Raw genomic sequence first — 12,568 nt, 5'->3', positions numbered from 1 at the left:
GTGTATGACTAACATCTATGATCAGGACCTCGACCAAAATAAGGCTAATCATCAGCCCCTGACGCCGTTGACATTTCTGGAGCGTGCAGCGACCGTATTTCCTGATCATATTGCGGTGATCCATGGTGAAGTACAGATAAGCTATGCTGAATTTTATCGCCGCTGCCGACAGTTTGCGTCGGTATTAGCTGGGTATGGCATCGGTCGCGGTGACACCGTATCAGTGATGTTGGCGAACACGCCAGCCATGCTAGAAGCTCATTATGCTATTCCTATGTGCGGTGGGGTGCTGCACGCAATGAATACCCGGTTAGATGCTGGCGTTATTGCGTTTCAGTTGGATCATGTTCAGAGTCAGGTACTGATCACCGATACTGCATTCTTCGAGACTATCTCTACTGCTCTTGAGTTGGCCAATGTGAAGCCCTTGATTATCGATTATATGGACCCGGTATTCCCACAAGCGGGAGATAGTTTGGGTAGTCATGACTACGAAGCATTAATGGCCTCTGGTGATCCCGACTTTGCCTGGTTGATGCCTCTAGATGAATGGGATGCCATAACGGTTAACTACACCTCGGGTACTACTGGCGATCCCAAGGGAGTGGTGTATCACCATCGCGGAGCCTGCCTCTTAGCTCAAGGTAATGTGATCACGGCTTCTATACCTAAGCATGCAGTGTATCTTTGGACGTTGCCGATGTTTCATTGCAATGGTTGGTGTTTTCCCTGGACTATGTCAGTGATCACAGGCACACATATCTGTCTGCGTGAGGTTCGAACCGACGCTATCTGGACTGCACTGGCCGATCATCAGGTTACCCATCTCTGCGGAGCGCCAGTTGTGATGTCGACGATCTTAGCCGCTCAAGAGCATCAAAAGCCTGCGCTACGACAAGCCGTTGAGTTTTTTACGGCCGCCGCGCCGCCTCCTGAATCGGTGCTTTTAGAGATGCAGGAGGCGGGATTTAATGTGACCCACCTTTATGGTTTAACCGAAGTCTATGGCCCAGCCGTGGTCAATGACTGGCACACCGACTGGGACACAATGGCTGTGACACAGCAGAGCGCGCTCAAAGCGCGACAGGGTGTGCGATACCATGCCCTGGAAGAACTCGATGTGCTTGACCCAGAAACCATGTGTCCAGTAGCCCGAGATGGCGAAACTCTAGGCGAAGTGATGTTTCGCGGCAATGTAGTGATGAAAGGTTATTTAAAGAATAAACAGGCCACAGATGAAGCGTTTATGGGAGGGTGGTTTCATTCCGGCGATCTCGGCGTAATCTACCCCGATGGCTACATTCAGTTAAAAGATCGCTCCAAGGATATTATCATTTCAGGTGGAGAGAATATTTCGTCGATTGAAATTGAAGAGGTATTACACAAGCATCCTCAGGTAATGGCAGTCGCTGTAGTGGCCATGCCTCATTTGAAATGGGGAGAGACGCCCTGTGCCTTTGTTGAGTTGGCCCCGGATGCAAATGTTTCAACTGATGATTTGATTGAGTGGTGCAAGCAGCAACTGGCTAGTTTTAAGGTGCCCCGCCAGTTTGTCTTTGAACCCATCGTTAAAACCTCTACTGGTAAGGTTCAAAAAGTTTTACTGCGACAGCAGGCCGCAAAATTATCAGAGGAAAAAGGGATGTAATCCCCCCTAATGATGTGGGCAATCCCTTTTTTGGCTTGAATTCGCTCGCTTAAGTGATAATCACCATAGAAATGAGCGAGACTAAACAGATAGATTGTAAGCCCTCCCTTCCATTGAGGCAGTATTAAACTTAGCCAGGTGTATATGCCCTTTTTTTGTTTTGGGATGCTGCGTTAAATTAGTGGTTTCAGGCGGCAAGTCGCGTTTTTATTGTTACTTTTTGGGACGTTAGCGCTGCACGGCAACAAATTAATATCGTTTTAGTACAGGTCGCAGTAATCGAATTTTTAGAGCATATCGTAAGGGCTAGGGTATTTAAGGTGTATACCGAGTATACCTAGGCTTCTACTGGCATTGATTAGTTTACCACTTGCTTGTCCTTGTTCTGCGATGAATGAGGGGGCAGCAATACTGAGCTGCGCCGCCGCCCAAGTATAATAATCTTGTCTGTTAGGATGTTCTAAGGCGCTGAGCACTAAAGTATGTCCCCAAATTTTGTTTTCGATAATAGATTCAATACTTTGAATAACATCCTGTTGATGCACTAAATTAACTACCCTGTTTGGCGCTGCTAGTTCAGCTTTTCCTGCCAGATAGTGTGCTGGATGCCTATCCTCACCAACTAGTCCCGCAGGTCTAAGTATGGTGGCTTTCGCAACAAAATATTCCTGTACTATTTGTTCAACCTTCAAATTGATTTTGCCTGATACAGTAACTGGGTTCGCTGGACTTTTCTCTGAAAAAGTTGCATTTTGATCACCATATACTGACGTAGTACTGACAAATATAACGTGCTTAATGTTGCTATCAACAGCTTGCATTAATAAGTCATTCATATTGGTGCTAAATTCATCAAAAGATGTTGCTTTGCGGCCAACAGGAATATTTAAAATGAGTAAGTCACTGTTGAAAAGTGGCGCAAATTTTTCATGATTAAGTGAGGCACCTAGCTCGAACTGCACACAAGTGAGTCCGAGTGACCGTAATTGTGAACAACCAACTTCAGAACGACGTGTGGCCACAATATCGTGGCCACCTTTTTGAAGACTCATTGCAAGGGGCAATCCCAACCAACCACAGCCTACCACTGCTATTTGCATTTATATTGTCCAAATTAGTATTTAACCAGAGTTCAGGTTACTCAAACATTATCACATACGTTGTGGTTGGTCGTGCACTTGGATAACATCTAATCCTGCTAGTTGTTTAATTTGCTGTAATTTTGTTTCAGCAAAATCTACTTGAGCAAGGGTCGAGCATAAGGCATCTGCTTTTTCCTCTAATGCGGAGGCTTGATACTCCACTTTTTGTTCCATTTGTTCGCCAAAACGTTCCATTTTTTGTTCAAACTCACCCATGTCTCCATCACTAAACATAAGCTGTGTGCCTATGGCTACCATTAAGTGACCAACTGAATCTGTGACCAAGTCTTCGATCGCGTCCTCAAATTGCGCTTCCCATTGATCGCCAAAAAACTCACCGTTTTTAAACGACTCAGAATGTAAACGGATGTCACCATTATCTGCGTAAAAGTTGTATTGGATTTGTTGATCAAGGTTACGTAATTTTTCAGATAAATCGGTTAGCGCTGTATTATCTGAGTCTAATAGTTCGGTGAATACCTCGTTTAATGCGGTACTTGCCAGCGCGATTGCATCTGTCGCTATCGCTGCAGCTTGCGGCACAGCTTGATTGATACCATCATAATAGTTATTTACCCAGTGTTGTTGTTCTGTATTCAGAGTCAAAGCTATGCCGTCAATATACAATGTTTTATCTTGGTCAATGGTCATACGGGTATCGTTGTCTAAAGTGGCTGCCAATACGTGGTTTTCTAATTGCATGTTGCCATTGAGCTCAACGTTGCACGTATTGTTTGAATCTAAGGCAAAGACTGGAAGTGAACAACAAACTATAGCTCCAGCAAATAACATAGTACGCATAAAATTCTCCTAACTGATTAATTATGGTTTCCAATTGAACAAAGCAAAGCTTAGGCCAGAAATAAAAACTCATTAAAAACAATGAGATAATCTTTACTTGAGATTGAGTTTGGTATGATTTTTTAGGATGTTAGTGAACACAGCGAATAAGTGAGCTTTTAGACCACTATTTCACACCAATCTTTTATCTGTCGTTCCGCACTTAAATTAACCATTAATTTTGGTCAATAAACAGACGATTTAAAGAATAATGAAAAAAAACTTGACGTAGATCTCAGATCTTGATCTATTACTCTCTTTTGAGAGCTAGAATTATGTCCTCACCTTTTACTAAAACATTAGAACACCACGGTCTGGTTGCCGGTTTTTGCAAAGAAATCCGCTTAGCCCAAATTATTGATCAAGCTCTTGGCGTCTCAGACAAGAGAAATATCAGCTTTGGACAGCTCTTTGTCGCCATGATTATCAATGGCCTGGGCTTTACTGGCCGTACCCTGCATATGTACAGCGAATATTTCGAGGACAAACCTCTTGAGCGACTGATTGCACCCGGGATCGAGCCTGAGCATATCAACGATGATGCCCTAGGTCGCTGTCTGGATGCGCTGTATGAAAAAGGCGTTTCAGCCCTTTATCAAACCCTTGGTGAAGCCGTAGTTAAACACCTAGACTTGCCTTGTGACTCTGTTCATCTCGACTCCACGAGTTTCCATTATGACGGCCAAGGTAGGCCAGCAGAGGATGAGTTCAACTGCATCCAGGTCGCCAAAGGCTACTCCAGAGAGCATCGACCTGAGCTCAATCAGGTGATCTTAAATCTTATTTGCGAAAACCAGTCGGGCATTCCGGTATATATGAAGCCGTCCAGCGGCAACACTAATGATATGGAAGGTTTCAAAAAAATTGTTAAGTCTCATATCCAAAGCTTAAAAGCCGCACAAGCGAGCCGCTATCTGGTGGCCGATGCGGCGCTGTATGTCAAAGAAAGTATTGTTCATCTTGATGCAATCAATCAGTTGTTTATTACCCGTGTTCCTCAAACATTGAACGAGGCGAAAAGTTTAATCGCTCAAGCCCATCAACTGGACTTTGTTGATATAAGCGACGGTTATCAAGGCGTGTGGCACGAAACGAGCTATGGTGATGTGGCGCAAAAATGGTTGCTGGTATGCAGTGAGCAAGCCAGAAAACGTGAAGGCCATAATCTGGATAAGCGGATGCTCAAACAGTTTGAACAAGGCCGTAAGTCCTTCAAGAAATTGGGTCAACAGGAGTTTGCATGCCAAGAGGATGCCAAACAAGCTTTAGCGCAGTGGGAAGTCAAACAGCCTTATCTGATGGTCGACAGCCAGATCAACAAGGTGCCTGTTTACGCGGGTGCAGGGCGCCCTTCCCAGGACAAACAGCCTAAACGTGAGTATTATCACATCACAGGGAGCCTCTATACTGGTCTTGCAAAACGACAGGATGCGTTGAAGCAGCTGGGCTTATTTATCATCGCTAGTAATGATTTAGCGGATGATTTAAGCATGGAAAAGATACTCAGTACCTACAAATCCCAGCAGTCCGTAGAAAAAGGCTTTCGATTCTTAAAGAGCCCCGACTTTTTAACCAGTGCTATTTACCTTAAAAAACCAGAGCGTATTGAAGCACTACTGATGGTGATGACCAGCTGCTTAATGGTTTACGCTTCGTTAGAACATCAAATACGTAAACAGTTAAAAGTCCAAAACCGTTACTTCCCAGACATGAAGAAGAAACCCAGTCAAAACCCCACCGCCCGTTGGGTATTTCAGTGTTTTCAAGGGGTGACCCTCTTGTATATTGAGGGGAAAGAGGTCGACAGCCAGATCAACAAGGTGCCTGTTTACGCGGGTGCAGGGCGCCCTTCCCAGGACAAACAGCCTAAACGTGAGTATTATCACATCACAGGGAGCCTCTATACTGGTCTTGCAAAACGACAGGATGCGTTGAAGCAGCTGGGCTTATTTATCATCGCTAGTAATGATTTAGCGGATGATTTAAGCATGGAAAAGATACTCAGTACCTACAAATCCCAGCAGTCCGTAGAAAAAGGCTTTCGATTCTTAAAGAGCCCCGACTTTTTAACCAGTGCTATTTACCTTAAAAAACCAGAGCGTATTGAAGCACTACTGATGGTGATGACCAGCTGCTTAATGGTTTACGCTTCGTTAGAACATCAAATACGTAAACAGTTAAAAGTCCAAAACCGTTACTTCCCAGACATGAAGAAGAAACCCAGTCAAAACCCCACCGCCCGTTGGGTATTTCAGTGTTTTCAAGGGGTGACCCTCTTGTATATTGAGGGGAAAGAGTTAGTGGTAAACCTAAAAGAACGACAAAAAATAATCATTGATTGTCTGGGCAGTGAATACCAGCATATTTATTATTAAAAGTGGTGCGGAAGATCTGTTTTATGCCAATGGGTGACATATGATTTATATCAAGCAATATACCTTTTTCCTTTTATGTCTTTTGGCATTCTGGATTTTTGGTGCATAATGTGGCCATTTTGATATACATAGGAATTGACTCATGAGTAATTGGCACGAACCCATTTTATTTGGTTTTACATTAATCACCTTTGTTTTGGGTATTAGCAGCATTATTATGAGCTTTTTACCTACCCCAGAAGGTGTAAATGTGATGCAGTCCAAGGTTGAGTTCGGCTTTTTTGGCGCGTCGGCTTTGGGCCTATTTGCCGTGTTTGTATATGCCTTGGCTATCGCTTAGTATGGTTTAGCCTGATGTTGGGGGGACTCACACATCAGATTGCTTGGGGTCTATCGCTAACACGTTGATAGGCTCTTAGCTTGAAAGCTGGCAATATCGCCAGTAAGTGATCAAAAATATCGCTTTGGATCCCTTCATAATTTACCCAGTTTTTATCTGCACAAAAACAATAAATTTCTAATGGCAGGCCAAGTTCTGTAGGTGGTCTCTGGCGCACCATTAACGTCATGTTTTTGTTAATATCGGGGTGATTTTCTAGGTATGCCTGCATGTAGGCGCGTAATGTGCCAATGTTGGTGAGCCTACGACTATTGACTAAATCTGCAGTGTCGATGTGTTGTTCACTATGAAAACGTTGCAGCTTTTCGAGTTTGGCTTGGATATAGCTCTTTATGTAACGAATTTTAGTAAATTCATCCAGCATTTCCTGGTCACAAAAACGGATGCTTTGGATATCGATATTCAGTGAACGCTTAATGCGACGTCCACCACTTTCGGTCATACCGCGCCAATTTTTTACTGGCTCAGAAATCAATGCGTAAGTGGGAATAGTAGAGATTGTTTTATCCCAATTTTGCACTTTGACAGTTGTTAAGCCGACCTGTAATACATCTCCATCTGCGCCATATTTTGGCATTTCAATCCAGTCACCGGTATTGACCATACGATTTGCTGCTATTTGGATACCAGCAACAAAACCTAAAATAGTATCTCGGAATAACAATAAAAGTATGGCAGTCACTGCGCCTAAACCAGAGAGTAATAATAATGGTGACTTGTCCATCAAGTTAGAGATGATCAATAAACCTGCGATAATTACTACAAATAATTTAGCGACTTGGATGAATCCTGCAATCGGCGCCTTTTTAGCTAAATTCGAGGCATTATAACTATCCTCTATGGTGTTCAGTAAGGCACTGAGCGCCATCACTGCCGAGATCAGCACATAAATAACCGCAGTTTTTTGCAAAAACGCTAACAGTGTTGGGTTTTCAATGAGTAATTGGCTGAGTAAATAGATAACAAGGGCCGGGATAATATGCCCGATGCGTTTGAAAAAACCATGTTGATGCAATTCGTCGTCAAATTTATTTTTGCTCTTACTGACTAGTTTTCGTAAGCGGCTATTGAGTATGCTTCTGGTTAGCCAATTCGCTAGCCAAGCGAGCAGTAAAATACCGAGCAAGGCAACCCCTTGAAATATCCAACTTTGGGGGGTGGCCTGAATACCCAAATGTTCAAACAGCGATAAAAGATTATCTGAAAGGTAATGACCTTCTTGCATTTAGTTTGTCCCTTTTAAATGTGTAATAAGTTTATCTTTGTTTTGCCAAACCGAATTTAACCAATTCTGAAAACCATGTTTAAAGTTTTCATCATTAAAATAGTCACCCATTATTTCATCAGTCACTGGATGCACATTAACTCGTAGAATGACCTTTTTTAGACGACCGCCTAACATTGCCATCATGGGGCTACCTTGGGTATCAGGATAAATGACAGTAATATCCAGCACGCTCGTAAACAACTCGCCCATAGTGGCGAGGGTAAACGCAATGCCTCCTGCTTTAGGAGGTAAAAGGTTTTCAAACGGACTTTTTTTAATTTTTTGTTTTTCTGGGGTAAATCGATTACCTTCGACAAAGTTGATGACTGTAGTTGGCAACTGACGAAATTTCTCACAAGATTTTTTAGTGGTGGTTATGTCTTTACCTTCTAGGTGGGGATTTTTTTGCAAGAAGGCTTTGCTGTAGCGTTGCATAAAAGGCATATCTAATGCCCAAGCCCCAAGACCAACAAAAGGTAGCCAAATCAATTCTTTTTTAAGAAAAAATTTTGGTGCAGGAATTTTTCCAGCAGCAAAATCAGTTAATAAAATAATATCTAACCAGCTAAGGTGATTGGCTACAATCAGATACCATTCTTGCTTGCTCAGATCACCTTCCACTACATAATCTAACTCTACATTGTTCATACATTTGATTAAGGCCACACTACAAAATCCAAATGCACACATCATCAGATTTAGTATGATATTAAGGGGCTTAGTGATAAAAGAAAAAGGCAGAATAAATTTTATCAATCCAAGAAAAGTGATGCATAGTGCCCAAAAAGCTAGACTTATCATTTGTAAAGTCAAATGCACAGGGAACACAATAAAACTTGGAAACACACTAAACATCTCGTGATTTCTCGACTAAAAGCGACTGCAAATCTTGGTCTTTTTGCTCCCACAATTCTGTTAGCCATCGTTGAAATTTGACCCTTTGTATATGGTCGTCAAAGTAGTCAGGCCCATAGGCATCGCTATTCAGTAATTCTTGAATAGATAATACTTTAATCTGGACTTGTACATTTTTGACTTTTCCGCAGACAAACTCCCAGTAAGTAGGCGTCCCCTCTGGATAATGAATTGTCACATCAAGTAATTTATGTAGCTGCTCTCCCATGGCTCCTAACACAAAAGCCATGCCGCCAGCTTTGGGTTTAAGTAAGTGTTGAAACTTTGCCCCTTGGCGCGTCCGTTTTTGCTCTGTTAGCCGCGTACCTTCTACAAAATTCATGATACTCACTGGCTTAAATGTAAATTTTTTGCAAGCCTTACGGGTGTTTTCTAAATCTTTGCCTTTTAAGTGAGGATGTTTGGCTAATAACGCTTTACTGTATCTATGCATAAAGGGAAAGTCTAACGCCCACCATGCTAGACCAAGAAAGGGCACCCAAATTAATTCTTTTTTTAGAAAAAATTTAAGAAAAGGAATTTTACGATTGAAAATACGCTGTAACACTAAGATATCAACCCAAGATTGATGGTTAGATATCACCAAGTACCAATCCTTTTGGCTTAAGCCTTCTAGACCCGAAGCTGCAAACTTTGTGTGACTAAATAGATTCTGATTAACACTGTTTACAGATATCCAAAACGTGGCGCACCCATCTAGCAAGTAAGACATAAACGTTTGCCATATTTTGATGGGTATTAACTTCAGAAATGAAAAAATTAAAATCGGTATCAACCAAAATATGGTGTTAATCAAATAACCTAATGAGGATATAGCCCCAAATAAGGGAGAAAAAATTGTCAAAAACATACTGAAAAACATCACCGCTACAATAAAACTAAGATAAGTTTAAACTAAAATCGTGTTTGATATGTAGTTGTAATTTTCTGAGGCTGTGTTGACATAGAATTTTACTTGTCTGACCGAGATTTCTGAATATTAAATGTGTAATATCGCCAGCCACCTTTTCTTTTTTGTCTCTATCAATGGTCCATCATCTTATGAAAAAACAAATTTTAATGGTTGCAGGAATGACGGCTATCTTAAGCCTTGCAGCTTGTGACGTAATAGATCCCAAACAAGCCATGACCCAAACCGATAGCGAGCAAACCAAATCGAAGGTTATTCCAGAGGGGCTTAAAAAAATCACCTCTGTAGCCAAAAAAGTTGATGAGATTGTCATTCCTTTTACCCAGTATCAGCTCGATAATGGACTCACTGTTATTTTACACCCTGATAACTCTGATCCCCTTGTGCATATTGATATTACTTATCATGTTGGTTCGGGCCGCGAAGAGGCTGGTAAGTCAGGCTTTGCTCATTTTTTCGAACATATGATGTTTCAAGGGTCTGAAAACGTTGCTGACGAGCAACATTTTGGTCTGATCACCGAATCTGGTGGCACCCTAAATGGATCGACCAATCAAGACCGAACTAATTATTATGAAACGGTTCCATCCAATCAATTAGAACGTATGTTGTGGTTGGAAGCAGATCGCATGGGATTTTTCCTAAATGCGGTGACAAAACAAAAATTCGAAAATCAACGAGAAACCGTTAAAAATGAACGTGGACAAAATTACGACAACCGTCCTTATGGCTTGTTGAGAGAAAGAGTGAATGAAGCACTTTTTCCAGAAGGTCATCCCTATTCTTGGTCAACCATAGGTTACATAGAAGACTTAAATCGGGCTAACCTGAACGATTTAAAAAAATTCTTCCTACGTTGGTATGGCCCTAATAATGCCACCTTAACCATAGGTGGTGATATGGATGAGCAGCAAACTCTCGCTTGGGTTAAACAATATTTTGGCGGTATCCCTCGTGGACCTGAAGTAGCCAACCCTGAATTTATTCCTGTGACCTTAGACAAAGATCGCTATATTTCTATGCAAGATAATGTGTCTTTGCCTTTGATTTACATGTCATACCCTACCGTTCATCTTAATCATCCAGATGAAGCACCACTTGACGTATTAATGTCAATATTGGGAACGGGGAAAACATCCTTGTTGTATAAAAATATGGTCAAAAATGGCAAAGCAGTGCAGGCCAGTGCAGGTCATGGATGTGCAGAACTCAGTTGTCAATTTAGCATCTTTGCGCTACCTACCCCCGGTACCACTTTAGCGGAATTGGAAACCATTACCCGAGCATCCTTAGCAGAGTTTGAAAGTCGAGGCGGAGCCAACTTAGATGATATTCAACGTGTTAAAGCCGGTATTGTATCGGGCTTAATTTATGGCTTAGAAAGTGTTGCGGGTAAAGTGGGTCAATTGGCCATGTATCAAACCTTTCGAAATAATCCTGATGCCATTAGTGATGACGTGGCACGTTATGAAAACGTCAGCCAAGACGATGTGATGCGTGTATATAAAAAATATATTAAAAATAAGCATGGGGTGATCATGAGCATAGTGCCGAATGGGCAAGGTGATAAAATCGCCCAGCCGGACACTTGGCAGCGTTACGATAGAACTATTCCTACTAGTCTTGAAGATGATTCACTTGCGCTGCGCCCAGGCACGTCAGACTTCGACCGCTCTGTGGTTCCTACCTCTGGGAATAACCCCAGTGTCAGCGTGCCGGACATCTATCAACTCACAACTAAAACAGGCATTAAAATTTTAGGAACAGTGAACGATGAAGTGCCTACCACCACCATCCGCTTGCGTGTCCCAGCAGGGCAGACAAGAGAATCAGTCGATAAGCTTGGACTAGCCTCACTAACAGCTGCAATGCTGGGGGAAGCCACCAAAAAATCTACAGCTGAAGATTTATCTAATCAATTACAAAAGTTGGGTTCAACTGTCGATTTTTCGGCCGACAATAAGTTTACCTCTATCAATATTCGCACCCTGACTAAAAATTTGGATGAGACACTTGCTGTGGCAATCGAGCAACTTACTCAGCCCAAGTTTGACAATGCCGACTTTATACGTTTGCAAAAGCAACAAATTGAAGGCCTTAAAACCGCCAAAAAAGATGCCGCTACCACAGCCACTGAAGTATTTAACAAGTTGATTTTTGGAAGTGACAATAGCTTTGCTTATAGTAACAAAGGATCTATTGCTACCTTAGAAAAGCTTTCTTTAAAGGATGTCACTGAATTTTATAGTACTTTTTATGGCCCTTCGAATGCCGACCTTATAGTGGTGAGTAGTTTGGCTGAGAATGAGATTATTCAAGCCCTTAAAACCTTAGATATTTGGCAAGGTAAAACCAGCCCGATGCCAGCAATCAAAGCATTCCCAGAGTTGCAAGCCGGCACCTTATATTTTATTAATAAGCCCGAAGCCGCGCAGTCTGAAATACGTATTGGTAAGCGCGCACTTAACTATGACTCAGTTGGGGAGTATTACCGCGCTGATCTAATGAATTACAATTTGGGTGGGGCTTTTAACAGTAGGATCAATCTTAATCTGAGAGAGGATAAAGGTTACACCTACGGTGCACGCTCTTTCTTTTATGGAGATGATCTTCATGGCTTTTACCGAGCCCAAGCCGGTGTGCGTGCAGACACTACCGCTGATTCTATTGTGCAGTTTAGAAATGAAATTTCTGCCTTTGGGGAGCAAGGTTTGACATTAAAAGAGCTGGAATTTGTGAAAAGTGCAATTGGCCAGCGTGATGCACGCAATTATGAAACACCACGGCAAAAATTGAGCTTTTTATCAGAAATCATGACCTATAATCTAGATTCAGGTTTTGTGGATAAACAAAATGAAATATTGGCAAATGTGAGCTTAGAAGAGCTCAGTGGATTGGCCGCCAAACATCTTAAGCTGAATGAGATGATTACTGTTGTAGTGGGTGACAAAGCCGCCATCATGGAAAGTTTACAGCCCATGTTTGAAAATATTATTGAGCTTGATGAAGAGGGTAAACCACTTTAATCTTGCTTCATGAATTAACTTTAAAGCCACCATTTTTGATTCATG

At 42.0% G+C, this 12,568-nt stretch carries 9 protein-coding genes; 4 read left to right on the top strand and 5 right to left on the bottom strand.

From position 1 onward, the window contains the following. The first annotated feature begins 4 nt into the window (after window positions 1-4). Window positions 5-1,648, top strand: coding sequence for an acyl-CoA synthetase (locus CXF95_RS15355; protein WP_101199522.1), 1,644 nt, complete (start codon window positions 5-7; stop codon window positions 1,646-1,648). Between the two features lie 287 nt (window positions 1,649-1,935). Here the strand turns inward: CXF95_RS15355 and CXF95_RS15350 are convergent, their stop codons facing one another. Then, on the bottom strand, window positions 1,936-2,748 hold the full coding sequence (locus CXF95_RS15350; RefSeq protein WP_101199521.1) for an NAD-dependent epimerase/dehydratase family protein: 813 nt from the start codon (window positions 2,746-2,748) through the stop codon (window positions 1,936-1,938). A 51-nt stretch (window positions 2,749-2,799) separates the two neighbouring features. Then, window positions 2,800-3,591 (bottom strand): YggN family protein, encoded by a 792-nt coding sequence (locus tag CXF95_RS15345; protein ID WP_101199520.1) that lies wholly within the window; start codon window positions 3,589-3,591, stop codon window positions 2,800-2,802. Between the two features lie 314 nt (window positions 3,592-3,905). On the opposite strand from CXF95_RS15345, the gene CXF95_RS15340 reads away from it, so the two are divergent. Together CXF95_RS15340 and CXF95_RS15330 are read left to right on the top strand one after the other, a co-directional pair. Beyond that, window positions 3,906-6,005, top strand: coding sequence for an IS1634 family transposase (locus CXF95_RS15340; RefSeq protein WP_157828157.1), 2,100 nt, complete (start codon window positions 3,906-3,908; stop codon window positions 6,003-6,005). Window positions 6,006-6,147: 142 nt separating this feature from the next. Next, window positions 6,148-6,345 (top strand): hypothetical protein, encoded by a 198-nt coding sequence (locus CXF95_RS15330; protein ID WP_101199519.1) that lies wholly within the window; start codon window positions 6,148-6,150, stop codon window positions 6,343-6,345. Between the two features lie 34 nt (window positions 6,346-6,379). Here CXF95_RS15330 and CXF95_RS15325 read toward each other — a convergent pair whose 3' ends face one another. Genes CXF95_RS15325 through CXF95_RS15315 form a run of 3 tightly spaced genes read right to left on the bottom strand, consistent with a single transcriptional unit; the run spans window position 6,380 to window position 9,437 of the window. Then, a complete protein-coding gene (locus tag CXF95_RS15325; protein ID WP_101199518.1) occupies window positions 6,380-7,630 on the bottom strand; it encodes a mechanosensitive ion channel family protein in 1,251 nt (416 codons plus the stop codon). Further along, entirely contained in the window at window positions 7,631-8,527 is an 897-nt protein-coding gene (locus CXF95_RS15320) for an acyltransferase (protein WP_101199517.1), read from the bottom strand. Continuing rightward, window positions 8,520-9,437, bottom strand: a complete 918-nt coding sequence (locus CXF95_RS15315) for an acyltransferase (RefSeq protein ID WP_101199516.1) — start codon at window positions 9,435-9,437, stop codon at window positions 8,520-8,522. Before CXF95_RS15315 ends, CXF95_RS15320 begins: the two co-directional genes overlap by 8 nt. Window positions 9,438-9,628: 191 nt before the next feature. Here CXF95_RS15315 and CXF95_RS15310 point away from each other — a divergent pair, with 191 nt between their 5' ends. After that, a complete protein-coding gene (locus CXF95_RS15310) occupies window positions 9,629-12,523 on the top strand; it encodes a pitrilysin family protein (RefSeq protein ID WP_101199515.1) in 2,895 nt (964 codons plus the stop codon). Window positions 12,524-12,568 lie beyond the last annotated feature (45 nt).

The organism is Paraglaciecola sp. MB-3u-78 (genome assembly GCF_002835935.1).
Classification (GTDB): Bacteria; Pseudomonadota; Gammaproteobacteria; order Enterobacterales; family Alteromonadaceae; genus Paraglaciecola.
Note: the sequence above shows the minus strand (reverse complement) of the source record. Positions and strands in the feature narration are given on the sequence as shown.